This is a genomic window from Brooklawnia sp., assembly GCF_049651565.1.
In the GTDB taxonomy this organism is placed as follows: Bacteria; Actinomycetota; Actinomycetes; order Propionibacteriales; family Propionibacteriaceae; genus Brooklawnia.
The window spans coordinates 1-25,838 of record NZ_JBASCI010000156.1 but is presented as its reverse complement, the minus strand read 5'-3'; the positions used below and the strand labels follow the sequence as shown (position 1 = coordinate 25,838).

Below are 25,838 nucleotides of genomic sequence, written 5' to 3'. Positions count from 1 at the left end.
CAACGGGCTCATCGAACTCCACCGCCGCATCGCCCGCGGCTTCCGCAACCGAGACAACTACCGGCTACGCATGCTCCTCATCGGCGGCGGACTCACCCCGCCACCCCCACCGGAAGTGTGAAGAGCCGGTTTTGTGCACACACTTTCCTCAAGCGCACGGTATGGCAGATTGAGCTCCGTGGTCAAGGTGGTCATGGGTGCTCTCATACTGCTCATGGGGTTCTACATGTTTTACCTTGGATTCTGAACGGACATGTCGAGGGCTGCGAGAGCCCGCCGACTCTTGCCTGTCGCGAATGCTGACATGCGGGCTGCGAGTTGCGCGTCGCGTTCAGCGGCCACGTGTTGGTAGCGCATGGCCATGTTGGGTGTGCTGTGCCCGATCCGGGCTTGGAGTTCAGCGAGGGTCGCACCCAGTTGCGCGGCCAGCGTCGCGCTCGTGTGGCGCAGGCCGTGGATCGTGAGTCCTGGCATGTCGATCGCGGCCTTGCCTTTGTCGTGCGCCTCGCGCAGGACGCTGTCGTTGAGCGGGGAGTGGCCGTCGCCGGCGGGGAACAGCAACTCGTCCCGCTTGCGTGTGGGCTGCTTCTCAGCCCAGACCCTGAGTGCGGGGAGCAGGTGGGGAGGAATGGCCACCGACCGGATGCCGGCGTTCGTCTTGGGTGGACCGATGAGCAATTGCCCCTTCAGCCGAACGACGGCTTGGCGGACGTGGACCACCCCGCCGTCCAGGTCGAGATCACGGACGCGCAGTCCCCGCACCTCGCCGGAACGTAGCCCGCACCATCCGGCCAGGAGGAGCGGTACCCGGCGTTCTTCTGGCACTGCGGCCAGGTAGCGATTGAGCTGGTCGACTGTGAGCACCTCGATCTCGCGCGCGCGCTGCTTCTGCCCACCTGCCTTCACCCGGCAAAGATTGTCGGCGAGGAGGCCCTGGTCGACTGCTTCCTTGAAGATGGACTTGAGTAGGCCGTAGGCGTTCGCCTGTTGGGTCGGGGTGTGATGCATCCCGGCGTACCAGGCTGCCACCTCATTCGGCGTGACGTCGCCCAGCGACCTGCCGGCCCACGTCGGCAGGATGGCCAATCGAAGCAGCTTCTCGTAGAGCGCGACCGTCGCCGGCCGAAGCCGTCGACGCCCCACGACCGTGGCCGCATAGGCGCCCAGCAGCAGGGGAGCCCCGCGAACCTGACGAGCCGGTGGTTTCCACTCTCCGCGGCTGATCAGGCGTTCCTGTTCGACCAGCCAACCCTCGGCGTCGATCCTCGCGACGAATGTGACCGGCGCGCTGTGCCGCCTGGTGTCAGGACCGGTGTAGCGAGCCCTGAACCGCCCGCTCGGAAGCACGGAGATCTCACCGAAGCCACGCTTGGCCTTGACCCGTCGGCTACCCATGAAGCACACCCCCCGTCGCGCTCCGTAACGGTCGACGAGTGCGCCTGGGGGACAGGGGGAGGCGGTCAGGGGGTACGCGTTCCCCACGTACCGTGTGTCGTGGGGAATATGTGGGGAATGAACACCCACTCGTGTCCATCTGTGTCCATGAGAGTCCACCTCCGACAAGGACCGAAGTCCTTGTCAGAGGGGATTTGATGTAGTCAGACGACCATACATCTTTGTGTCCGAGAGAGGACTTGAACCTCCATGCCCTTGAACGGGCACTAGCACCTCAAGCTAGCGCGTCTACCAATTCCGCCACCCGGACAGGTGACGCTCGGCTTTCGCTGAGCGCCTAGACACAATAGCACCGACGGCGCGGGATCTCGAAACCGCCTGGCGAGCTGTGCCGAATGCTCCAGGCCAGGGTCGTTGCCAGTTCCACGCCGCGCGTGATGTTCGCAGTATCAACACCCCGCCACGTCGAACACTGACCCCGAAACGACGCTCGACCCGGCTGCCGTCGTGGTTCGGCCGGCACTGCGATCACCTCCGGGTGGTGGAGGCGGACTGCCGATCGCCGTGGCGGGCATGTTGGCGGCCGGGTGGCCGTCCATGCACCGTCGGCTCAGGGCGGGCAGGCCGCCGTCCGGGCCGGTGCTGACTCGATCGAGCACGGCATGCACCTGCCGCAGGACGTCCTACCCGAGATGGCCTCGGCAGGTATCGCGCTGGTCCCGACCGCGACGACGTTCCTGACAGCCCTGCCGCAGATGGCCAGCCAGCAGGTGCCTCCGGGTCTGCGCGCCTGGTACACCTCGCGGCTGAAGCGTCACGCCGAGTTGGTGCGGGCGGCCGTCGCTCCCGGAGTGCTCGACGGGGCTGAACACGGGGCGAAGGCCCGCACCTGAGACTGCTCGAAAACCCTGCGAAGAAGCCGCCGATGGGGCTTGCGGCATCTATCGCCTCCGGGGCGGCGGTGTCATTCTGATCTCAGGCGCCGACCGTGGGAGGCCATCATGATTGAACTGCACGGACGGGTAGTGGTCGAGAATACTGGTTCACCGGCCGCGGGTGTTGTTGTCGAGGCATTCGACATGTCGGGCGCCGATTCGGCCCGCCTGTTGGGAACCCGGGACTGGGCGATCCTACTGGCCCAGCCGAGCCTGGGGTCGGACATCACCGACAGCACCGGCGGGTTCACAATTGCCTTCGACACTGCACCTGGCGCGACCGTGCCCGTCGGCCTGGCCGTCCTGGCTCCCGACGGGCCCGGGGACACCGGCGACGGCGTCCTGCACCTCGTGCCCCGGGTCAGGCAGGTGCAGCAGGGCCGGCAGGCATACCTCATTGCGTTGCCCGCCGACGACCTGCGCGTCGTCCCGGCCTCCCCGCTTCCCGCCGCGGTGGCACCTGACGCACCGACGGCGGCGGTGGCGACGGCAGCTGTCCGGGCGGACGCGGCAGCCGATGTCGTGGCCGGGGTCGCCGAGATCCGCGGCCACCTCGCCGACGAGCTGAGACCCAGGCGGGAAGCGATCGAGTCCGCGATCAGGACGACGCTGTTCGAGCGGGCCTTCGGTTCCCGGCGGTTGGCGGACGGTACCTATCCACCCGAGGTGCTTGGGCTCGACGAGGATGTTCGCAGCCATACCAGAGCCCTGCTCGACGACGTTCTGCGCCGGCGGGCAAACCAGGTGTCGACGCGGGCCATTGTCGACGTCACCGACGCTGACGTCGGCAGGCTCCTCGACACCAATGGTGCCCCGCTCCCCTCGGTCAGCCAGGCCGACATCGAGCAGCTGCTCTTCGGGCCCTCGCACACTGACGGGGCCCCGGCCAGGTATCGGCGGGACAGCGTCGAGGTGGCTCGCCGCACCCGCGTCCCGCCCGATGCTCGCTGCCAGCCGGACGGCGGCTCCGGCGGGGGTGGCGGAGGTGGCGGCGGAGCACCGGCGCCATCGCCGCAGGAGGCGACGCTGTCGGACGTGAAGGCCGCGCTCCTCCGGTTGCTCGAGGACAGTGAGGCAGCCGTCGCCGGGGCGCAACTGGAATCCCGAGCGTCGGCGACCGAGTTGGGACAGGCGTTGCGCGCGCTCACGCTCGCCGAAGGACCGGCGGATCGGACCTCGACCTTCACTTTCGAGCGGCTCTACCTCGCCTCCGATCTGCTGGTGGCGCATTTCCCGGACTTCGGTGTGGTGAACGACTTCGCCGACGCGGTGATCGCGGTGGAGGGCCTCGGCGGGAAGGTCGCGCAGCCGCGCACCGGCAAGGACCTCCTGGACGCGATCGAGGTTGAGGCCCGGACTTTGGTGGCCGCCGACCCAGTGCAGCCCGCGCAGGGGCCTCCGCGGGTGATGGCGATGCTCGGGCTTCCCAACCCGATCGACGCAGCTGTCGACGCGATCGGCGGCGCGGCCGGGGCTGTCGGCGAGCTGTTCGGCGGCAGCGCCAGGGGGACTACGAGCAGCGGTCGCGGCCGCGTCCGGGATCACCGTGGAGATCCGACGGGTTCCCGAGAGCCCTACCACGTCGACCGCCTGGCGGATCTTCGGTTGTTCCTCGAGCGACTCCGCCGAATCCGGCGAGAGGACTACGGATTCACCGCCTTCGCGGTGGATCGCAACGGCCGGACGTGCACCTACGGGCTGCTGCTGGAGTTCGAGCAGCAGTGGCGTCCCAAGGGCTACCAGGCCGGCGAACTGGTCAAGACCATCCCGCTCGCGCCCAAGTCGTCGGTCCGCTACACGGCCAAGCGCAAGTCGAGCCGGACCTACACCGACAAGCGGGCGGAGGCGAGCGAGTCGACCTACAGTTCCGAAGCACAGGACACCCAGCGCGACATCGCCAAGATCGTGCGCAACGCCAAGCTGGCTACGTCGTTCAGCCTGACCAGTGAAACCGGGGCCGGCGTGCCCGGCGCAGCAAGTTCGTCGACGACCAGCGTGTGGAACGTCAGCGCCGAGAGATCCACCGAATCGACCAAGGAGTCCTTCCGTGAGGAGATCCGCAAGCAGGCCGAGACCCTCAAGCGGACCTCGTCGGTGGAGGTGACGTTGACGACCGGTGAGGAGACGGAGTTCGAGGAGACCAGCGAGATCCGCAATGACAACGACGCCCTCGTGATCACCTACCTGTTCTACGAACTTCGCAACGCGTTCAACGTCAGTGAGCGGCTGCGTCGGGTGACGCCGGCGATCCTGGTCGCGCAGGACGTCCCTGATCCATCGGAGATCGACGAGGTGTGGGTGACCCGATACGACTGGATCCTTCGTCGGGTGCTCCTCGATGCAACCTTCCATGCCGCGATCGACTACGTGGTCTCCGGCAAGCTGGTGGCCGACCTCGGCAAGGCCAAGGAACTGTCGGCCGCGCTGGATCGGCAGGCCGCGGTTGTCGCCGGCCTGGAACGGCAGCTGTTCGTGCTTCGATCCGATGACCTGCTGCCGGATCCCCGGAACATCTTCGAGCAGTTCAAGGTCCGCGTCTACGACGAGAAGTATCCCGACTGGCGCGAGGACGAGGCCCGGGTCCGGGAGGTTTTCGGTGATGACGTCGCGCAGCAGGTCGCGCGACGCAAGGAAGCAATCCAGGCCACCGAAGGCGAACTGCAAAGGGAGGCGACCCAGCTGCAGACCGCAGCCGAGACTTACACCACGGCGTTCGTCCAGTACGCGCTGGAGGCGGTTCAGGTCGAGCGCCTGCTCATCCACCTGAAGGAGAACATCCTCTACTACCTCCAGGCGATCCTCGACCACGAGGTTCGCGACCAGCAGTTCCTCCGGTTGCGCGACACCAGGGTTCCGAAGGTGCAGGGGCGGGTGCGTTACCAGCTCGCGCAGACCGACCGGCCGCGGCGAGCGCCAACCTTCAACGCGCCACTCGAGGTCAGGGCGACGGCGACCCTCAGTGTGGACGGCGAGGAGAAGCTTGGCGACGTCGCCAACCTCGCCAAGCCTCTCGGCTACGTCGGCAACGCGGTCGTCTTCGAACTGACCCGCTGGGACCCCCTGGTCACCTTCCTGATGGCCCCGTTCTCATCGTCGGTGACCGGGGTCGCCGACCCCGATGCCGGTGGGGCGATGAGTCTGGACGAGGTTGAGCGCCTGGTCTGCGGCCTGAAGGAGAACCTCTCGCCGGCCGAGTACCAGGCCCCCAAGCCGAGGATCGACGAGGCTTCCCTGGCCCGCGTCCTGGACCCCCAGCCGGACTCCCAGGAGATCGTCATCCCGACCGGTTCGTTGTTCATGGAGGCGCTGCCGGGCAGCCACGCCGTCCTGGAGGACTTCAAGCTGGCCCACCGGGCCCTTGACGTCTCGCAGGTCGCGCTCACCAGCGTCACAAACCGCATCGAGCAGCTACGGCTCGCCGCCCGGATCATCAGCGACCAGTTCGATGATCCCGATACCGAGAAGGTGGTCATCAGGGAGCGCGACGCCGCCAACCCAGTGATCGACACATAAATGGCCGGCCACCCGCAGATCGACGACCCGCGTTTCCACGCCTGGGTCAAGCGCCGAGACCGCACCATCAAGGCCGGCACGCCGTTCGGCGAGGTCCTCGAGCTGTTCATGCAGTGGATCTACGAACTCGGCGACGAACAGCGCGCCCGGGACGCCGCGCTGGCCAGTGTCCAGGCCGAACGACGGGCGATGCTGAACCGACTGACCGACGCCAGACTCGGCTTCCGTCGCCCCACCGCCCCGGCCGACGACCTTCCGGCCAGGGTGGCCGCCGGCTGGACCCGTGGCGACCCTGAACTGCGCCGCCTTGCCCACGAAGCGGTGAACAACGCCGTCCCACTCAGCAGATGGCTCCACCACAGCCACGGCGCCGACAACCCGGTTGACCGATGGACCTACATGCGGCACTACTTCGTCGCACTCAACGCGCTTGGCGGGACGCCAGTGACTGAGGAGCAGCTGCTCGACCAGGTGGTTCAGCAGGAACGCCGGTACCTGGAGCGCCTGCGCCAACAGGGAGAGTCGGCGGCCAGGTCTGCGTCGCCGGGCCTCCAGCGCGCGGCCCTGCTGCGCTGGGCGCGTGGTCTGCCGCTGAACCCGGTGGACGACTTCGAACCCGGGATCGCCTTCTTCGACGTGGAATCCGCCTGGCGGCGCAAGGATTCGATGGACTACGGCGCTAGCGTGGAGATCGACGGCTACCAGACCACCGTGTCCTACCCCGACGGCAAGTCACTGTCCTTCTCCTCCAAGGTGCTCGACTTCACCGGTGAGGACATCCGGACCACACTGGCCGCGTTCGTGCGCAGGCATCGCAGGACTGGCCGCCTGGTGATGTTCGCGGTCCACCAGCCAGATGCGCTGGTCTACCGGGGCCTGCCGGTTCTCGACGCCCTGGGCCCGGACGATCGCGTCTACCTGGGGGTGCCGTTCTTGCTGACGCCGGTGGTGCATGCCCGTTTCACCCGCGACCCCCTCTACGACATCGCACTCGGCATCCTGGGCGTGCTGAAGGTGATGTCGATCGGCAAGGCCCTGCCGGTGGGCACCAGGATCCTGTCGGCGGGGCTGTCCACCACCGCCCGGGTGGGCACCGGGCTCTTCGCGGCCGGACGATCGGCGGTGTACGAGGTGTCGTTCGCGGTGAGCCGCTACGGGCTTTCCACCCAGGCCGCCACCTGGGTAGGCCGATCGGCATGGACGTACTACCTGGCCAACGCGGTGACGATCAACACCCACGTCGTGGTGGGCGCTGAGATCGCACTCGGTTTCGCCGGTCAGGACATGGGCCCGCTCAGCCTCGGCGACAGCCTCACCTTGGCGACCCAGATCGATGACGCGGCCCGGGCCGGACGACGCACCTGGCAGGCGATCACCGCAGAAGTGGTCGGGATCGAGGCCGCTGGCAACGTGGCCCGGCTCAAGACCTCGAAGGTGGAGCAGATAACCGAGGACGTCGCCAGGGCGGAATACGACTCCGGCAGGAAGGTACTGGCGACCAAGCCCGGCGCCAGCCGGGCTGCGCGAGGCGTGGACGACCAGGCGACTGCAGCCAGGGGCATCGTCGTACCGGAACCCCCGGTCGTGCCATCGGGAGCTGTCGCCCAGGGAAAGCGCGCCGCCAGGCTGCCGGCGGCAGTCAAGGGCGCACCCGTGCTCACCCAGGAACTCAACCGGGCGAAGGCCGCCCTGGTGGACGGCCTGGGCCGCTTCCCCAGCCTGAAGGGCAAGTACACCCAGGCAGCCCTGGACGCGATCAGTGGGATCTCCCCCGATGCCATCCGGGCCGCCGGCATCCACCCGGACGACCTGGCGAAACTGGCTGCGGGCCTTGCTCGCGCCGGCCCGTCGGTTCGGTCATTCGTCAACGGGTACCACGCCGTCCCGGGCTTCGACCAGGTGCTGTTGAACTGGGCGAGGCGGTCCTACTGGAACTCCCGCGCCAGGAAGCCCGGCTGGGTGGCTTCCAAGGCCTCATACGTTGGGGCGAGCTACCTGATGAAGTACGTCACCGGGAAGAAGCTCCCGCCCGCTGCATTGCGGTTCGAGTGGCCGGCGAGCATCAACGACACCCGGGCCGGGTCCGAGGTGGTGGCCCGGTGGGTGGACATCGTCTACAGCGAGGGGCAACACCTGCGACCCGGGGCGACGATCCAGATCGAGCTGAAGTCATGGACCGAGGCCATGCTGCGCATCAAGACCCGCGCCCCGGCTGGCCAGTCCACCACCTATCCCCGGCACCGTCGGCTACCAGTTGATCCGCGACACCGCCCTGTTCAGCCCCGAGAACATCCGATGGGTCTTCGACGCCAGCAAAGGGGTCACCAAGGCCCAGGTCATCGGCGCCTTCGAGCGCGTCATCGCCGGCGACCCCTACCTTCTCAGCAGGTGGGGCGGCAAGGATCGCAACGTGCAAACCGTCCGCGAACTGCTGGACGACGTCATCGAGGTCTTCTGACGCTCACCGTTCGGGCGAGGCTTCGAGGCGCTTCGCGGCTCTGGCCGCGAGGATGCCGACCACCGGGGACAGCACCACCAGCGACAGCCACGACAACTTCGCCGCCTGCGCCCCGAACAGCAGCCCGATCGGGATCGACACCAGGAACACCACCGGGGTGACCAGCGTGTCAACTGGGAGGACTGCGGGTCACTGATGCCCTGCGTGCTGAATGGGATGAGGATCACCAGACCCACCGCAACCAGGTTCAACAGCGTCGTCACCGGATCCAGTCCGCGCCACACGTTCCCACAGTGCCACCGCGCGGGGTGGCACCCCTTCAAACACACCGCCAGGCACGAGCGTCACCTCAGCGGGGTAACCGCTGATCGGCTTCACGGGCCTGCCGACCCTTGTGAAGAACTGCCTTGTCACCCTACCCTTTGGCTCACCTTGCGGGGGTGGTCGCCCGCGGCTGGCAGGAGGAGGGATCCCATGGCGCGCACAACGGATTCGGTCGGTGCTGGTTTGCACCCCAGGACGCTGTTGGGAACGGTCACCATCGCGCTTGCCCTTGGGCTCGCAGCGTGCGGCGGGGGTGGTGCACCCACCGGCCCGGCGGCGGTCGACTTCGACTCCGCCCAGAGCGCGACCATCCGGATCGAGGCACTCGGCTCGCTGGTCGACCCGGTCGCCGGCGCCATGGAGGGAGACTGGTGGGGCACCGGCCTCATTGTCGAGCCAACCGGTATCGCGGTCACCAACAACCATGTCGTCGTCGGCGCTGCAACCCTGCGGGTGGACGCTGGCGGGAAGCAGTACAACGCCCGGATCCTCGGCACCTCTGAATGCCTCGACCTGGCCGTGATCGACCTGGACGGGGAGGACTTCCCGTTCTTCGACTGGTACGAGGGCGAGATCACCGGCGCCCTCGACGTGTGGGCCCTGGGGTTCCCCAATGTCGGCGACCGCAGCTATGCCGTCACCAAGGGGGTGGTGTCGAAGCCTGACACCGCCAGTGACACCCAGTGGGCATCGGTGAACCACGCGATCGAGCACGAAGCCCGCATCCGCGGCGGCAACTCCGGTGGCCCGTTGGTCGCCTCGGACGGCCGGGTGGTCGGTGTCAACTACGCCGGCAGCGACCAGACCGACCTGAGCGTCGCCATCCACCGCGACGAGGTCCGCAGGGTGTTCAGCGACCTGGCCGCCGGAACCGATGTGCTGAGCCTTGGCATCAACGGCAGCGCCTTCGTCGAGGAAGCAGGATCAGGCATCTTCGTCTCCGGCGTCGCCTCCGGGTCATCGGCCGACTCCGCCGGGATCCGGCCCGGTGACGTGATCACCAAGATGGAGGGCGTCACGCTGGCAACCGACGGCACCCTCGGCGACTACTGCTCCATCCTGCGCACGCACGGCACCGACGCGACGCTCGCCATCGAGGTGTTCCGGCCGTCCGACGGCGGCACCTATGTCGGGCAGTTCAACGGCCGTCCCCTCGAGGTCAGCTCGATGCCGCAACCGACGTCACCGACCCCGTCGGCCGCTGCCGAGACCGAGCTGGCGGTGGTGAGCGACGACTCCGGCATCGTCTCGGTCCAGGTGCCGACGACGTGGACCGGTGTCTCGGGCGAGAGCTTCACCGACGATATCGGTAACACCTTCTACGACGTCACCGCATGCCCCGACCTGAATGGCTACTGGGACACCTGGTCGGTCTCGGGTGTGTCGGTCTCGGCGACGGTGGACGCGCTGGACGACTACACCCCGGACTCGGTGCTCGACCAGCTTGCCACCATCCCGGCCAGCGGCTGCACCCTTGACGGCAGCCGCCAGCCGTACAGCGACGCCTTGTATGACGGGTCGTACGAGTACTGGACGAGTTGTGGCGGGGTCGGCACCGACTACGTGATAATCGCCGCCAACGCGAAGGACGGCAGCCACCTGGCGTTTGTCCGCATCCAGTTGGCGCAGGGCGATGGCTGGGTCCTCGACCCGATCGTCGGCTCGTTCATCGCCCGATTCTGATCCTCGACGAGGTGCTGCCCGGAACCCAAACCGTCGGGCGTTGGCGCTGGGAGCCGGTGAAGGCCGCCGACAACCGCGAACACCCTTGGGCGTCGGGCGCAGCGGCGCCCTCGCGGCTACCATGACCAGTGTGCCGCAGTTCTCCTGCCGCTGGCCCGGGTCGGGAGTTGGTTCGCAGATGGTGGACGCCGATCGTGCACACGTTGTGATCAGGAGTAGGGATGCAAAACGAGAAGTACTTCCGGCTGCTCGCCAAGGATTGCCCGAGCATCACTTCGATCCAGGTCGAGCTGATCCGGCTCCGCAGCCTGGGTGACCTGCCGAAGGGCACCGAGTACTTCTTCTCCGACCTGCATGGCGAGGCCGAGGCGTTCATCCACATGCTGCGGTCGGCGTCCGGCAATATCCGCGTCAAGATCGGTGAGCGGTTCGACGGGGTGCTCAGTGAGGAGGAACAGAACCAGCTCGCGAACCTGGTCTACCAGCCCGAGAACGTGCTGCGCATCATGCGGGACACCGGCCGTGCCGACGTCCAGTGGCGGGCGGATGCGGTGGGCCGACTGAGCCTGCTGTGCCGGCACATCGCCGTCAAGTATCGCCGCAGCACCATCGAGGAGAAGATGCCGTCGGAGTACGCGTCAATTCTTCGTGAACTGCTCTTCTCCGACGACATTGACCCATTCCGGCGTGAGTACAACGCACAGGTGATCTGGTACATCGCCGAGTCGGAGATGATCTGGGATTTCATCACCGGTCTGTGCAACATGATCCAGCGGGTCTGCGTCAACGTGGTGCACATCATCGGCGACATCTTCGACCGCGGAAATGGCGCCCACAGGATCATGGACAAGTTGATCGAGTTCGGCAACGTCGACGTCCAGTGGGGCAACCATGACGCTCACTGGATGGCGGCGGCGGCCGGCAACCGGGTCGCCATGTGCAGCGTGCTGCGCGCCGGGATCAGCTACAACACCTTCGACACCCTCGAACACGGTTACGGGTTGAACCTTCGGGCGCTGTCCACCTTCGCCAACGACGTCTACGGCAACGACCCTTGTGTGCGGTTCCGGCCGAAAACCCTGTACGACAACGTCTATGACCGGGTCGACCCCGACCTTGCCGCGCGGATGCACAAGGCGATCGCGATCCTGATGTTCAAGCTGGAGAGTCAGTTGCTGGACCGCAACCCCGAATGGGGCATCCCGGAGCGCAACGTGCTGCGCCGCACCGACTTCCGTCGCATGGTCTTCATCGACGGCGAGCAGGAGCATTCGCTGCTCGACAGCAACTTCCCGACCATCGACCCAGACGACCCGTCCCGGCTCACCGCCGAAGAAGAAGACCTGCTGCGCTCCATCGTCGGTTCGTTCCGGCAGAGCGAGACCCTGCACCGGCACGTCGACTTCCTCTACGAGAAGGGCAGCACCTACCTGCGCACCAACGGCAACCTGCTCTACCACGGCTGCGTGCCGCTCACCGCGGATGGCGAGTTCGACGGCATCACAGTGGACGGCATCCGCTACACCGGGAGAGCCCTGTTCGACTACGTCGAACGGCAGATGGTGCGGGCCTACTACGACCGTGACGACTCCCCCGGGCACCGAAAGGCGCTGGACTTCATGTGGTACCTGTGGATCGGCCCGCTGTCGCCGTTGTTCGGCAAGAGCAGGATGGCGACGTACGAGAACTACTTCATCGCCGACAAGGCGCTGCGCGCCGAGGTCATGAACCCGTACTACTCGCTGTACGAGGACCCCGAGATCTGCAACCGGATCCTCGAGGAGTTCGGGGTTCCGGCCGAGCACGGTCACATCTTCAACGGCCATGTGCCGGTCAAGATCAAGGACGGCGAGACGCCGCTGAAGGCCGACGGCAAGCTGTATGTCATCGACGGCGGCATCTCGAAGGCCTACCAGCCCAAGACCGGTATCGCCGGGTACACCCTGATCTTCAACTCCCACCACCTTGCGCTGGCCGAGCACACCACGTTCAGCGAGATCGAGAACGACATGGGCAGTTACACCCCGAAGCTCACCGTGACCGAGCAGATGCCGAGCCGACTGCTCACCAAGGACACCGACGCCGGGGCGGACCTTCGCCAGCGCATCGGCGACCTGGAGGTGCTGCTGGCCGCTTACAAGAAGGGCCTGATCAAGCCGGAGCTCCGCGGCTGAACCCGTCTTACGCCTACGTGCCGTCCCGGCTGCCCCGGCGCGACGGCTAGAGATGATAACAGCCATCTGGTTCAGCGTATGAAGATTTCCCGAATCCGGTTCTCCGCTGCGCGAAACCCCAGCACTCTTGCTGGTCCACCTGACTGGATAACGTGGAAAGCAACTGGTTGTTGAGGAGCTGAGTGGCGGATCGCCGCTTTGGCGCCGAGCCGTGACAATCGCTCCTCAATCGACAGTTCCTGCGTCCGCAGAATGCGGATGTACCGGCAGCCAGCCATCACACGTATTCCGATTGGTTCCCGACCAAGGAGGAAGAGAAATGATCAGCACTGAAAGCATCACCCGGCTCAGCACCGGCGGCGGAGATGTCCTTGATTCCACCGGCGACAAGATCGGCTCCATCGCGCAGCTCTACGTCGATGACCGGTCGACCCAGCCGAGCTGGGTGACCGTGCGGACCGGCCTGTTCGGTATGCGGGAGTCGTTCGTCCCGCTGGACGACGCCACCGAGGACGGCATCAACATCCGCGTCCCCTACACCAAGGACCAGGTCAAGGACGCACCCAACATCGACGCCGACGAGCACCTCTCCCCCGAGGAGGAGCAACGGCTCTACCGCCACTACGGGCTGAGCGCCGGCGGTACCGGTGAGGTGGCCGGCCAGACGAGCCCATTGGCCGGTCAGACTGAGCGTTCGGTCGGCCAGACCGGCCCATTGGCCGGTCAGACTGAGCGTTCGGTCGGCCAGACCGATCCCCTCGGTGGTCGGCCCGGGCAGGTGACCGGCGAACAGGCCGGTTACGCCGCCGACGTGGAGCCCCGGGCGGATGAAGGCCTGGTCCGCTCGGAGGAACGACTGAACGTCGGAACCGAGCAGGAGGAAGTCGGCCGGGCACGCCTGCGCAAGTACGTGGTCACCGAGAACGTGCAGACGACCGTGCCGGTGACCCGCGAGGAGGTTCGCGTCGAGCGCGAGCCGATCACCAGCGCGGAAGCCGCCGACGTGCGGGGCGGCGTCGACCTGGGCCAGGCGGAGCAGGAAGTCGTCCTGCGCGCGGAACGTCCGGTCGTCGAGACCGAGACCGTGCCGGTGGAGAAGGTACGGCTGGAGAAGGACACCGTCACCGAGGACCAGACCGTCACCGGACAGGTGCGCAAGGAGCAGGTAGAGGCCGAGCGCGACGAGCCGTTCGAGCGGTAGCCGCCACTGGATGCCGGCCGGGGCCACGAGAAGATCGTGGTTCCCGGCCGGTTCCCTGTCCCCCGACGGACGGGCACAATGGCCGGCATGCTGCTCCAGCGCTTGACGGACGCCTCGGCGTCGGCATCGGCCACCAAGTCCAGGCTGGGGAAGGTGAAGGTCCTCGCTGGGGTGCTGCGGGAGGCCGAAGCCGACGAGGTGGAGGTGGTGGCGTCGTACCTGGGTGGGTCGCTGTTGCAGCGCCGAACCGGGCTGGGATGGCGGTCCTTCAGCAACCTCCCCGCCCCAGCAGGCTCCCCCAGCCTCACCGTCCGGGAGGTCGACGACTTCTTCGCCGAAATCGGCACGCTGAGCGGTACGGGTTCGCAGGCCGAACGCAGCACCCGGCTGGCGAACCTGATGAAACGGGCCACCGCGTCCGAACAGCAATACCTCGCTGCCCTCGCCACCGGGCAACTTCGGCAGGGCGCCCTGGCTGGCGTGCTGTTGGAGGCGATCGCGGCGGCATCCGAAGTACCCGCCGAAGTGGTTCGTCGGGCGGCGATGCTGGCCGGCTCCACCCCGGCGATCGCGCAGGCTGCGCTGACCGGTGGCCAGCTGGCCCTGGCGAAGTTCGACCTTCGGGTCGGCGTGCCGGTGCAGCCGATGCTCGCCTCCTCGGCGCCCAACGTCGCCGATGCGCTGGTGAAGGCCGGCCCAGAAGGCGCCGCGGTGGCTGTCGAGGCCAAACTGGATGGCATCCGGATCCAGGCCCACAAGTCCGCCGACCAGGTGCGGGTGTTCAGCCGGTCACTCGACAACATCACCGCACGACTGCCCCAGGTCGTCGCGATCATCCGCTCGCTTGCGGTGGACACCGTGATCCTGGACGGCGAAGCCCTCAGCATCGATGCCCACGGCTGGCCCCGGCTGTTCCAGGAGACCGCATCCAGTTCGGCGTCCGCGACCGGTGGCGGGAGCGCCCTGCTGCCCTGGTTCTTCGACGTCCTGCTGCTCGACGGGGAGCAACTGATCGACCGTGCGCTCAGCGAGCGTCGTGAGGCGTTGACCAGCGTCGTCCCATCGCGGTACGTGATCGACAGGGTCGTCACCTCCGGTGTCGAACAGGCCGAGGACTTCGCCCGGCAGGTGCTCGGGCAGGGCCACGAGGGGGTCGTGGTCAAGAATCTTGGCGCGCCCTATGCCGCCGGTCGCCGTGGCGTCGGCTGGGTGAAGGTGAAGCCGGTGCACACCCTCGACCTGGTGGTGTTGGCCGTGGAGTGGGGCAGCGGACGCCGGCGTGGCTACCTGTCCAACATCCACCTGGGCGCCCGGGATCCCGACAGCGGCGGCTTCACCATGCTCGGGAAGACCTTCAAGGGAATGACCGACCAGATGCTGGCCTGGCAGACCGCCCGGTTCAGCCAGTTGGAGGTCGGCCGCGAAGGTCATGTGGTGTACCTGCGTCCCGAGCAGGTGGTCGAGATCGCCTTCGATGGTCTTCAGCGGTCAACCCGCTATCCGGGTGGACTGGCACTCCGGTTCGCCCGGGTGGTGCGGTATCGGGACGACAAGACCGCAGCCGAGGCCGACACCATCCAGACGGTTCGGGCGCTGGCGTCCGGGGTGAACCGACCCCCGAAGGAATGAAACCATCCGGGCTCACCGGTTCATCAAGCCCGGCTGGCCCTACGCTTCCACCATGACCAACCCAACCGCTGCGATGCTGGTGATCGGCGACGAGATCCTGTCCGGTCGAACCCGTGAGGCAAACCTGGGCTACCTGGCGACCGCGTTGACCAGGGCCGGAATCAACCTGACCGAGGGCCGGGTCATCCCCGACGACCACGAGATGATCGTCAGTGCGCTGAACGACCTGCGCGCCCGCTACGACCACGTCTTCACCAGTGGCGGGATCGGTCCGACGCACGACGACATCACAGCCGACGCGGTGGCCGCCGCCTTCGGGGTGGGCATAGCCGTTCGGGACGACGCCCGGGCCATGCTCGAAGCCGGCTACGCCGAGCGGGGCGAGCGGATCAACGAGGCCCGGCTGCGGATGGCCCGCATCCCCGACGGCGCCTCGTTGATCGTGACGCGCATGTCCTCGGCGCCTGGCTTCACGCTCGCGAACGTGCACGTGATGGCCGGCGTGCCTGGCATCTTCGCCGCGATGGTTGACGTGGTAGTGCCCACCCTCGACTCCGGGCTTCCGGTGGTCTCCCGGGAGTTGCGCTTCGACGTCGGTGAGGGCCGGATCGCCCGGCCACTTGGCAACCTCGCGGTGGAGTTCCCTGCGGTGGCTCTCGGCTCCTACCCGTTCTTCGCCGAGGGCGTCCATGGCACCAACATCGTCGCCCGCGGGACCGATCCCGAGCTGGTCGAGCAGGTTTACGCCAGGCTGGAGGAACTGCGTGCCAGCCTGGGCGCAGTGCCCCGATCATCCCGGCACTGAGGTTGGCCGGCCGCGTAACGTTGGGTCATGCCGATGACCTCCCTGACTGACCTGCCGTCCCTGTTGCGAGCAAGACTGGGCAAGGACGCCCATTCCGGCGCCGCGTCATGGGCGATCGTCGACCTCTACGGCGCCTACCCGACCCACCAGCCCAACGACATCAGCGCACTGTTGCAGCGCACCGAGTCGTTCCAGGGGCTGACCGACCGGCTGGAACAGCTCAGCCGGGCCGACTCGATCAGCGCGGTGCTGGTTCGGGTGGTGGGGCTCAGCGCCGGTCTGGCCACCAGCGCGGCGATCGGGCGTGCGGTGGGTCGGCTGGCTGCCGGCAAGCGGGTGGTGGTCTACCTGCCGCAGGTCGACATGCGCAGCCTGCTGGTCGCTGCGGACGCCAAGGAGGTGATGGCACCCGAGTCGGCCGAGGTGCTGCTGCCCGGGTTCGCGGCCGAGCGGGTCTATTACGGCGAGTTCCTGACCCGACGCGGCGTGCAGTTCGAGAACCTGCGGATCCGCGAGTACAAGAGCGCGCTCACCCGGTTCTCCGACGACCACATGGACGACTACGAACGCGAACAACTGTCGGCCTACGTCGATTCGGCTGAACAGTCCTGGTTGGCCGAGGTGTCCCCCGGCACCGAACCGGACGCCATCCTGAATGCCCGGTTCACCAACGCCCGGCAACTGCTGGAGGCCGGCCTGATCAGCAGGATCGGCTGGGACGACGAGGTCGCCGTGCCGGTCGACCAGGACTGGGCGCGCTCGCTGGAGTTCGTCCGGGACCACTTCTCGGCCCGGCGGCAGGCGAAGAAGTTACCGGGGGTGGCGGTGGTTCCGTTGCTTGGCGCGATCGTGTCGGGACGCAGCCGCCCGGTGCCCGGCCTGTTCACCGGGCCCACTGCCGGTTCGGAAACGGTGGTGGGGGCGCTTCGTCGTGCCGAGCGTGACGACCTGGTGAAGGCGATCGTGCTCCAGGTCGACTCCGGCGGCGGTTCAGCGCTGGCGTCCGACGTTATCAACCGCGCGGTGGCCCGCTGCACCAAGCCGGTGGTCGCGGTGATGGGCGAGGTCGCGGCGTCCGGCGGCTACTACGTGCTCGCCCAGGCCGACCGGGTGGTCGCCAGCCCGTTCACCCTGACCGGCAGCATCGGCGTGCTGGTGGGCAAGCCGGTGTTGTCCGGGCTCAACCAGCGCGTTGGCCGCAACCCCGAGACTGTGGGGCGCGAGCTGGCGCTGTTCGCCTCGCCCAACCGGGCCTTCTCGCAGGCCGACCGCGAATGGGCCGAGAAGATGATGGAGGAGGTGTATGGCCGGTTCGTGGCCACCGTCGCGACCGGACGCGGGATGAGCGCGGAGCGGGTCGACCAACTGGGCCGCGGCCGGCTGTGGAGCGGGGCCGACGCCTTGGAGCGTGGGCTGGTGGACGAACTGGGCGACCTCCAGACCGCCATCGCCGCCGCCCGCCGACTGGCCGGGCTGCCGGACGACGCCCCGGTGCGCAGCATTTCGGCCGAGCGGACGCTGCCCGGCGTCCCGACCTTCGGCAAGGACCCGGCTGCGGCCGCCCTGCTGGGCTCGCTGTGGCCGTTCGGGGACGAGACCGTGCTGACCTGGTTCGACTCGAACGTCACGATCCGCTGAACCGGGGCGGGTCGTGGTCGGCGAAACCGATCTGGGCCGGCTGCTGGCCGGCATGTCACCGGTGGTCAGGCCGGGTCGTTACGTCTTCGCCACCCTGGATGGTGAGGTTCCTGGGTTGGAGGTGCTGGCCAGCGTCGTGGAGCCGGAAGGACGCAGCGTCGTCATCAGCCAGACCGACGCCGCGCGGTTGGGCCTGACCCACGACTTCGTCGCCGGGTGGATCACGCTGCAGGTGCACTCGGCGCTGTCGGCGATTGGGCTGACCGCCGCGGTCAGCAACGCCCTGGCCGAGGCCGGGATCAGCTGCAACGTGGTGGCCGGCCGCCACCACGACCACCTGCTGGTGCCGTTCGAACGGCTGGACGAGGCCATTGCTGCCCTCAGCGCCCTGCGCGCCTGATCCGGGTCGGGCACTGGTGTGACTGTTCGCGCTGCCCGGGCCCGCCCCGTCATGACTCGAGTTCGGTGAAGACCCGTGGAATCACCGGCAGCAGGTCGCGGGGCAGGAATCCGCGCCGCCCGAACTCCGACGCCAGCCGTTCACCGCAGCGGCCGTGCACGTGCTCGCCCCACACCCCCGCCTGGTCTGGCGCTGCGCCACGGGCCAGCAGACCGGAGATGATCCCGGCCTTCACGTCACGACTGCCCGACGCTGCCAGCCCCTGGCCGCCGCCATCCGCCATGAAGACCCCACCGTCCGGGCGCGCCACGAAGCTGGTGGCTGCGCCAGTCACCACCGTCGCGTCGGCCGTTGCGGCCAGCTGGGTGGCAGCAGCCAGCAATTGGCGAATGCCCTCCGGGGAGTTCGGATCCTGCGGCGGTTCACCACCAAGGGTCTTGAACAGCTCGGTGGGGTTGGGGGTGAGGACGCAGCGCCCGGCCAGGTGCCGGACACCCGAGACGTCGTCGGTCAGGTAGGCCAGCGCCAGGGCGTCCAGGCACACCGCGCAGTCCAGTTGCGGTACTACCCGCCGCAGCAGCCGGGTGACGGTCCGGGTGTTCTTGAATCCGGGTCCCAACAGCACCGCGTCACTCTGGCGTCCCAGCTCGACTATCCGATCGGCGGCGGTAATCGACAACTCACCGTCGTCGTCGGCGTCGACCCCGATCACGTAGGCCTCCGGCAGGGCCACCCCGAGCACCGGCGCGACCGATGCCACCGTCAGGACGCGCAGCTTGCCGGCCCCGGCCCGCATCGCCGCCTCCCCGGCCAGCAGCACGGCGCCCGGCACGCCGGCGTTGCCGCCGACCACCAGCACCCGGCCGGACGCGTTCTTGTCGCCGTCAGCGAGCGGCAGCGGCCAGTCCTTGAGCAGGCCGGTGGTTACGGCCCTGGGGTGCTCACTGGTTCCGGGCCTCATGGCTGTTCCTTGGCGGCTGGAGGTTCTGCGGTGGCCGGAACATCGGCCGCGCTCAGGTGCGTCGTACGGGCGTACTCGGCCAGGTGCAACGCCCCGTCCGCCCGCCGACGATAGCTGGTCAACGACACGTTCGGCAGTGGGTTCTCGGCGTCGATACCGAGCAGGGTGGCCTCGTCCAGTGATTCCAGGACGAGCCGGAACGACATGATCACTGCCTGGTGGCTGAAGACCCACACCTTGGCCGAGTCGTACTCGGTCCGGATGTCCGACAGCACGCTGCGGACCCGCAACGCCACATCGCACCAGCTCTCCCCACCGGCGGCCCGGTAGTAGAACTTCCCCACCCGCGTACGGCGGGCTGCCTCCTCGGGGAACTTCTCCTCGATGCCCTTGCGGGTCAGGCCGTCCCAGACGCCCAGGTCCCGCTCGCGCAACCGCTCGTCGATCACCAACCGGTACTCCAGGCCAGCCGTCTCCAGGGCGATCTCGGCGGTATGCCTGGCCCGCTCGTACGGCGAGCTGAGCACCACGTCCGGCAGTTCGCTGCCATCCAGGCCCCGCAGGTACCTGCCGAGGGCGGCGGCCTGCTCCTCGCCCAGCTCAGCCAGTGGGGTGTCGGCGTCCCTGGTCTCCAGCTCAAGGCGCCCGCGGCCCTCCTTGCGCGCCCGCTCGTCGGCCAGGTTCCCGACGCTCTTCGCGTGCCGGACCAGTACCAGCTCGCTCGGCGCCAGCCGCCGATCCGCCGCCAGCGAGCCGGCTGACGACGCCTGCGAATCCGGGTTTTCGACGAGGCGACTTCGATCTACCATCCGCCCAGTCTGCGGGCCACCGATGCGGTCTGGCAACGCCCCCCAGGGTGGCACCGCCTTGATCGGTGGCACTGTAGTACCAGGCCTACCGCCGGACTGCGCCGGAGCCGGTCGACGCACGACAGCCCTAGCCGGTCGATTAACATGGCTGCGAGCGCATGTCCCTTACATGGAGGTCACCGTGGCGTCGCCCAGCCTGCAGCAGCCGGGACGCTGGTTGGCGTTGCTGCGCGATCATCCCGCCCTGGTGCTCGCGGTTCCGATGGCGGTACTTGCAACCACACTGCACCTGATGAGCCAGGTGACCCCAGCTCTGGTGGTGGACCTGCTGGCGTTCTTCTTCGCCGCCGTCGCCGGACGCCGCCTGCTGCTCGGCGCGCTGGGTGTCGGCGTGGTGCTGGTGCTGGCGGCACTGCTGCCGCCGGAGTGGCCGACGCTGGCCGAGTACGCATCGATCGTCCCGATCGCGGTCGCGGTTCTGCAGGGCAGGACCCGGATCGCCGTCATCGTGGCCGCCTGCTACCTGGTGGCGCTGGTCACCGAAGCCGATTCCACCGCCGAACTCGCCCAGCGCACGCTGGTCTGGTTCACCGTCTACGCGCTGACCTGGGCGGTCACCGACCTGATCAACCAGGCCCGCCGGGCCAGGCAACGGGTCACCCACAAGCAGCTGGTGGAGCAACGCCACGCGATCGCCCGCGAACTGCACGATACGGTCGCACACGAGTTGTCGCTGATGAGCATGCAGGTGCAGCGCCTGGGGCTGCGCGGCGATGTCGACCCGGACGAACTGGAGACCATCCTCGACTCCTGCGACAACGCCATCGCCCAGTTACGAGCCATGCTCAGCGTGCTGCGCTCCCCCGACTCACCGCGCACGTTGGCAGTCGAACCTTCCGGAAGCCTTGACCAGCAGTGCCAGGCCGCCGTTGAACGCCTGATCGACCACGGGTTCACCGCGGAGTACCAGCGCGACGGCGACGTCGACGAGGTCCCGCTCGCGGCCCAGTGGGCGCTGGCGGGGCTGTGCCGCGAGGCGGTCAGCAACATCATCACCCATGGCGATTCGGACAGCCCGGTCACGATCAGCCTTGAGGCGGACGCCGAGACCGGGGAGACCCGGTTGGCGTTCTTCAACCGGGTGGGTCCGCGCGCACACGTGCCCGACCACACCCCACTTGGCCTGATCGGTCTTCGCGAACGCGTGGAGGCGGTGGGCGGTCGGCTGTACGCGTACGCGTCGGCGGGTAACTGGACGACCATGGGATGTGTGCCCAAGCAGAGCCGGGCGGTCGCAGCCCCCGAGGAGGCCAGACATGACTGAACGGCCACGCCCGCCGGCCACCACGGTACTGATCGCCGACGACGACATGCTCGCCCGACGAGCGATCTCCGATTACCTGTCGATGGTGGAGGACTTCAACGTGGTCGCCGCGGTGACCGACGGAGCCAAGGCGGTCGAATTCATCACCAACCACGGCGTCGAGATGGCGCTGCTGGACGTGAACATGCCCCGGATGGATGGCATCGAGGCAGCCAGCCTCATCCACGCAGCGTCGCCCGGAACGATGATCATCATGCTGACCTCCTTCGATGACGACGACCTGCTGCGCCGTGCGCTGGCCTCGGGGGCGGCGGGCTACCTGCTGAAGAACCTTCGGGCAGCGCAACTCATCGCTGCCCTGCGCGCGGCACGGCAGGGTCTGCCGGCGGTCTCGCCGGAGATGCTGGCGTCCTTGCGAACCCCGGCCGCGCCGGCAAACGCGTTTCCCGCCCTCACCCCTCGGGAGACCGAGGTCCTGGAGCAACTGTGGGCCGGCCGGTCCAATGCCCAGATCGCTGCCGCGCTGTTCATCTCACAAAGCGCGGTGAAGGCGCACGTCAGCTCGCTGATGACCAAGTTCGGTACGCAGTCCCGGCTGGAGACGATCGCCCGTGCCCATGACCTGGGGTTCAGCGGCCCGCACTGACTCGCCTGATCAGCTGGCCGAAAGTACAGGACCATGCTGCACTTCAAGTCTGGTGTTCCCTGGTGGCGAGCCGGCCTGCTGCTTCCGGTCGTAGCGTCTGGGTGTGGGTGAGGACGTCCCTGCCGTGGATGGGCTGTGAAAGGGAGCAATGCGCAGGCATGAACTGATTGTCGCGGCCATCTTCCTGCTGTTCGCAGCCCTGGCCGGTTCAGCATGGCTGCACGACGACATCGCACACCTCACGCTGTTCGGCTTTGGTGCGCTGGCGTTCCTGTTGAGGCTGATCGGGAGTTACCGGGAGCGGGCGCAGGCGACCGAGTAGCGCGTCCCGGGCAGCTGCGCGGGACAGCTGAACCTGTACTAAGGGACACCCCACAGGTCTCCCAAAGGCTAGTTCGCGCCCTTTGGCCGTGACGATGGCGACCTCGCAGGGCGACGATTGAGCACGTCCAAGGTGAGGAAGGGAGACACAGTGAAGCTGATCGCAGCCCTGATGGTCGTCCTGCTGAGTATTGCCCCAACTGCCTCCGTTGCAGTCGCCCAGCCTTCGGCACAGCAATCGGTGGGTATCTGCCAGTTCCTGCCGTGGCTGCCGGGCTGCAACTTCTTCCGCTGACCTCGGACACCGCACAGCTGGGCGGGCGACCCGATAGGTGAACCCCCCACGCCGCAAACGAGGGCGACGCTGGTATCACGAGTGGTTCCGGATGGGAACCACGGGGGTGCAGCGTCCGTCCGCCAGGGCCTTTGGGCCCTGTGAACGTTCGGCCCGCTCGCCCGGCTGTCTGCGGAACCTCTTGCTCGTAATCCTGGCAAGGGCGCGATCGGCACCGTCAGGCCGCTGCGCAACAATGGCTCGAAGAAGCCAGGACTCATGGTGAGGCCTTCCCGTCGATGTCGTTGCGGAAGGAGCATCCTGCGCCTGGTGGTTCGTAGGGTCACGACGTCGGGGGCGTCAACGGTCAGATACCGGACGGTATGCGTCGTCGCTACCTTGCAGCCAACAACCTGACCAGCAGGCGGCGGTAGGCCAGCTGCAGGACGCGCGCCGCGCCCCGTTGCAGCGACCGGGGCAACCACGGTAACCGAACGGATTGCCGCCAGCGCAGCCTGCTGCCCGCCCCGGTCGGGATGATCTCGATTTCGATCAGTCCCTGGATGACCCTGCCCTGCTTGGCGATGAGCACGGTGATCGGTTCGTGCGCACCCTTCCTGACCAGCTGTTGAACCATCATCGGATCATGGAAGCCGACCGGCCCGACGCCGCTACGCGCTACGAACCGCAGGCCGACCCGGATGTCCTTGGCCGGGAGGGCGGGGGTCACCCTGGTCAATGGCACCAGCCGGTCGTGCTGGCGAAGGTCGAGCAGGCGCGAGAAGATCTCGTCGGGGTCGGCCGCCGCAGTCAGTTCGACCACGAAAGCCGCCATGCTATCCACTCGACCACCCTATCGACGACCGGCACCTTGGCCGTTACCCAGCAACCGATCGTCCTCCGAACAAGCCCGGATCCAGGGCTTGCCCTAACGCCAATGCGGAGGATCTCGCATTGAAGTCGGGGTGCCCGATGCTCCACATTGTCGCGGCTGGGCTGCACCGGGGGCGTCGTCGTGACCACAAAGGACCGCCCGGACCCCGACTGTCGGGGCCGGGCGGCCATCGGCTACTCGGACTCCTACTCCTCGTCCCCGCCGGTGGTCCGCGGGTACTTGCTGAAGTAGGCCTCCTCGATAATGTCCACGACCTGCTCGTAGGTGATCGATCCGGTGTTGATCACCAGGTCGTAGTCCTCGTCGTGGTTCGGGTTCCACTGGTACAGCCGCTGGGACAGCTCGGCGCGAATCCGGTCCTCGATTGATATCCGCTCGGCCGCGGCTGACGGGCTGAGGCCGGTCCTGGCAACCACCCGTTCGATCCGCTTGCCGATTGGTGCAACCAGGCGCACGTGGAGGGCTCCGACCGCATTGGCCAGTACCAGGGTCGCGTTGCGGCCGAGGATGACCCCGCCTTGCTTGACAGCCGACAGCACCTCTTGGCTGTTGCCAGTGGCGATGGTGTGGTTGGTGGCGATGTCGGCGCCGCAAGCCAGGTCTGCGTCGGTGGTTGCGCCGTACGACATGGTGCGTAGCCACTTGTCGAAGCCGCTGTCGGTGGTGAGCGCCTGCACGTCCGCGGCGGCGAGTCGCTCGGAGCTGAACTTCTGGTCGATGAAGGGGACGCCCAGCCGGTCGGCCAGCATGCGCCCGATCTCCCCGGCGCCGGCACCGTCGCGCTCGAAGAGCGTGATGATCACCGGTGCGGTGCCCTCGGTATGGATCAGCGTGGTGCGGCGGTCGCCAAGCTCAACGGCGGCGATTTCCTCGGTCTCAACGCCCAGTGCGGACTTGACCACGTTTCTGGTTCGGCGCTCGTTGAGTTCCTCGACGAGCTGCCGATGGGTCTCGGTCGTCAGCGGGTAACGCAGCATGACCAATGTCGCGAGGACGGCGAAGACGGCCGGTGCCGCACCACAGGCGATCCGGATGCCCTGCATGGCTTCCGGGCTTTGCGTCGGCGAGCCGGCCGCGTAGCCGAATGCGCCGATGACGGCCGCGCCGACCAAGCCGCCGATGCCCTGTCCGCACTTGCGGATGAAGGACAGGATCGAGTACGAACCGCCCTCTGAGCGCACGCCGGTCTTCCATTCGCCGTAGTCGACGGTGTCGGCCTGCATCGAGAACATCAGGGCGTTCGTGCCACCGGTGCCGAAGCCGAACACGAACCAGGCCACGACCGCCATCGGCAGGCTGCCCGGAGGCACGAAGTAGATGAGCACGAACGCCAGGATCGCCACTGCGGCGGCACCGACGTAGCCCTTGCGCTTGCCGAATCGCACCGTGATGCCCGGCACCAGCGAGGCGACCAGCACGGTACCGACCGCCTGGGCGAGCATCAGGAAGGTGTACCAGCCTGCGTTGCCGAGCACGTCGCGGGCGTAGTACATCGCCACCGCGCTCATGGTGAACATGGCGGCCAGCAGGAAGAACGCACCCGCGCACAGGGTCAGCAGCGGACCGTTCTGGCGGACCATGCCGAGGCTGCGCCTGATCGAGATCTTGCCTACCGAGCGCGGCACGACCTCACGCGAGTTGGCGAAGCAGATCAGGTACAGGATGACAGCGAGTACGCCGAGCCCGATGCAGGTCAGCGTGAACCGTAGCCGGACATCGTCGGCGGTGGTGTCCTGGAACTGCGGCGCAACCACCGCCGACAGCGCCACGCCGGTGATCGAGGAGCCGATCGAACGGGCGCCGGACAGCCGCGAGCGGTCGACCGCGTCCTGGGTCATCGCCGATGCCAGCGATCCGTACGGGATGTTCACGAACGAGTACGCCAGCTGGAAGGCGGCGTCGAAGAGGAAGATCCAGGCGACCGTGGCAGTCGCGCTCAGCCCAGCGGGGACGCTGAAGAGCAGCACGAAGATGATGGCCAGCGGGGTGGCGCCGAACAGGATCCACGGACGCAGCCGTCCCCACCTGGTGTTGGCCCGGTCGACCGTCTGCCCGGCGAACAGGTCGGTGAACCCGGCCCAGATTTTGGTCACGGCGTAGATGGTTCCGGCGATACCGGCGCCCAGCCCGGCGATGTCGGTCATGTAGACCATCAGGAACATCGACGTCATCTGGAAAGAAAGGTTGTTGGCCACGTCGCCCAGTGCGTACGTGAACACCCGGTGGTTGGGGAGCTTTTCGCGTGCCTGGGGAGCGGGCGATTGTTGTTCTGTGGTCAGCGCTTGCTCGCTCATCTCACTGTCCTTCCGGGGACGCTCGGGGCAGCGGGAGGTGTCAGATGGTCTGTGTAAGCGATGGGTCTCCAACTGAGAAGGAGATTGACTGTGAGCATGACCCACGACGAGATGACGACTGAGGATCTGGATCAGGTCCAGGTGGATCAGCAGGCCGAA

The 25,838-nt window shown here is 67.5% G+C and carries 19 protein-coding genes and 1 tRNA gene; 14 read left to right on the top strand and 6 right to left on the bottom strand.

Annotated features, from left to right (window positions below; all coding sequences use genetic code 11):
* Window positions 1–231: 231 nt before the first annotated feature.
* Complete coding sequence (locus WBL05_RS07335; RefSeq protein ID WP_424224827.1) at window positions 232–1,086, bottom strand: tyrosine-type recombinase/integrase; 855 nt, start codon at window positions 1,084–1,086, stop codon at window positions 232–234.
* A 533-nt stretch (window positions 1,087–1,619) separates the two neighbouring features.
* A tRNA-Leu gene (locus WBL05_RS07330) sits at window positions 1,620–1,705 on the bottom strand.
* Between the two features lie 277 nt (window positions 1,706–1,982).
* Between WBL05_RS07330 and WBL05_RS07325 the strand changes: the two genes are divergently transcribed.
* From WBL05_RS07325 to WBL05_RS07280, 10 genes are all read left to right on the top strand, one after another.
* Window positions 1,983–2,288 (top strand): hypothetical protein, encoded by a 306-nt coding sequence (locus WBL05_RS07325; protein WP_424224825.1) that lies wholly within the window; start codon window positions 1,983–1,985, stop codon window positions 2,286–2,288.
* A gap of 108 nt (window positions 2,289–2,396) precedes the next feature.
* Window positions 2,397–5,843 carry a hypothetical protein gene (locus WBL05_RS07320; RefSeq protein ID WP_424224824.1) on the top strand — a complete coding sequence of 1,149 codons (3,447 nt, stop codon included), beginning with the start codon at window positions 2,397–2,399 and terminating at the stop codon, window positions 5,841–5,843.
* Window positions 5,844–8,462 carry a hypothetical protein gene (locus WBL05_RS07315; protein ID WP_424224822.1) on the top strand — a complete coding sequence of 873 codons (2,619 nt, stop codon included), beginning with the start codon at window positions 5,844–5,846 and terminating at the stop codon, window positions 8,460–8,462.
* Between the two features lie 313 nt (window positions 8,463–8,775).
* A complete protein-coding gene (locus tag WBL05_RS07310; protein ID WP_424224820.1) occupies window positions 8,776–10,308 on the top strand; it encodes a S1C family serine protease in 1,533 nt (510 codons plus the stop codon).
* A 221-nt stretch (window positions 10,309–10,529) separates the two neighbouring features.
* The gene (locus WBL05_RS07305; protein WP_424224819.1) at window positions 10,530–12,482 is read left to right on the top strand and encodes a fructose-1,6-bisphosphatase; all 1,953 of its coding nucleotides are present in this window, start codon (window positions 10,530–10,532) and stop codon (window positions 12,480–12,482) included.
* A 319-nt stretch (window positions 12,483–12,801) separates the two neighbouring features.
* Window positions 12,802–13,683 carry a DUF2382 domain-containing protein gene (locus WBL05_RS07300; RefSeq protein ID WP_424224817.1) on the top strand — a complete coding sequence of 294 codons (882 nt, stop codon included), beginning with the start codon at window positions 12,802–12,804 and terminating at the stop codon, window positions 13,681–13,683.
* Between the two features lie 87 nt (window positions 13,684–13,770).
* Window positions 13,771–15,312 carry an ATP-dependent DNA ligase gene (locus WBL05_RS07295; RefSeq protein WP_424224816.1) on the top strand — a complete coding sequence of 514 codons (1,542 nt, stop codon included), beginning with the start codon at window positions 13,771–13,773 and terminating at the stop codon, window positions 15,310–15,312.
* A 52-nt stretch (window positions 15,313–15,364) separates the two neighbouring features.
* Entirely contained in the window at window positions 15,365–16,117 is a 753-nt protein-coding gene (locus WBL05_RS07290) for a competence/damage-inducible protein A (protein ID WP_424224815.1), read from the top strand.
* Between the two features lie 33 nt (window positions 16,118–16,150).
* Window positions 16,151–17,755, top strand: coding sequence for a S49 family peptidase (locus WBL05_RS07285; protein ID WP_424224814.1), 1,605 nt, complete (start codon window positions 16,151–16,153; stop codon window positions 17,753–17,755).
* 13 nt (window positions 17,756–17,768) lie between these two features.
* The gene (locus WBL05_RS07280; protein ID WP_424224813.1) at window positions 17,769–18,155 is read left to right on the top strand and encodes an ACT domain-containing protein; all 387 of its coding nucleotides are present in this window, start codon (window positions 17,769–17,771) and stop codon (window positions 18,153–18,155) included.
* A 49-nt stretch (window positions 18,156–18,204) separates the two neighbouring features.
* Here WBL05_RS07280 and WBL05_RS07275 read toward each other — a convergent pair whose 3' ends face one another.
* Together WBL05_RS07275 and WBL05_RS07270 are read right to left on the bottom strand one after the other, a co-directional pair.
* Window positions 18,205–19,116, bottom strand: coding sequence for an NAD(P)H-hydrate dehydratase (locus WBL05_RS07275; protein ID WP_424224811.1), 912 nt, complete (start codon window positions 19,114–19,116; stop codon window positions 18,205–18,207).
* Window positions 19,113–19,925 (bottom strand): histidine phosphatase family protein, encoded by an 813-nt coding sequence (locus WBL05_RS07270; RefSeq protein ID WP_424224810.1) that lies wholly within the window; start codon window positions 19,923–19,925, stop codon window positions 19,113–19,115. Before WBL05_RS07270 ends, WBL05_RS07275 begins: the two co-directional genes overlap by 4 nt.
* Before the next feature lie 181 nt (window positions 19,926–20,106).
* On the opposite strand from WBL05_RS07270, the gene WBL05_RS07265 reads away from it, so the two are divergent.
* The 4 genes from WBL05_RS07265 to WBL05_RS07250 all read left to right on the top strand — a co-directional run bounded on the left by WBL05_RS07265 (window position 20,107) and on the right by WBL05_RS07250 (window position 22,511).
* A complete protein-coding gene (locus WBL05_RS07265; RefSeq protein WP_424224808.1) occupies window positions 20,107–21,249 on the top strand; it encodes a sensor histidine kinase in 1,143 nt (380 codons plus the stop codon).
* On the top strand, window positions 21,242–21,895 hold the full coding sequence (locus WBL05_RS07260; RefSeq protein ID WP_424224807.1) for a response regulator: 654 nt from the start codon (window positions 21,242–21,244) through the stop codon (window positions 21,893–21,895). The genes WBL05_RS07265 and WBL05_RS07260 overlap by 8 nt, the downstream gene beginning before the upstream one ends.
* A 148-nt stretch (window positions 21,896–22,043) precedes the next feature.
* A complete protein-coding gene (locus WBL05_RS07255) occupies window positions 22,044–22,217 on the top strand; it encodes a hypothetical protein (RefSeq protein ID WP_424224805.1) in 174 nt (57 codons plus the stop codon).
* Between the two features lie 150 nt (window positions 22,218–22,367).
* Complete coding sequence (locus WBL05_RS07250) at window positions 22,368–22,511, top strand: hypothetical protein (protein WP_424224804.1); 144 nt, start codon at window positions 22,368–22,370, stop codon at window positions 22,509–22,511.
* 373 nt (window positions 22,512–22,884) lie between these two features.
* Here the strand turns inward: WBL05_RS07250 and WBL05_RS07245 are convergent, their stop codons facing one another.
* Together WBL05_RS07245 and WBL05_RS07240 are read right to left on the bottom strand one after the other, a co-directional pair.
* Window positions 22,885–23,325 (bottom strand): hypothetical protein, encoded by a 441-nt coding sequence (locus tag WBL05_RS07245; RefSeq protein ID WP_424224802.1) that lies wholly within the window; start codon window positions 23,323–23,325, stop codon window positions 22,885–22,887.
* A 245-nt stretch (window positions 23,326–23,570) separates the two neighbouring features.
* Window positions 23,571–25,679, bottom strand: coding sequence for a glycoside-pentoside-hexuronide (GPH):cation symporter (locus WBL05_RS07240; protein ID WP_424224800.1), 2,109 nt, complete (start codon window positions 25,677–25,679; stop codon window positions 23,571–23,573).
* Window positions 25,680–25,838: the final 159 nt, after the last annotated feature.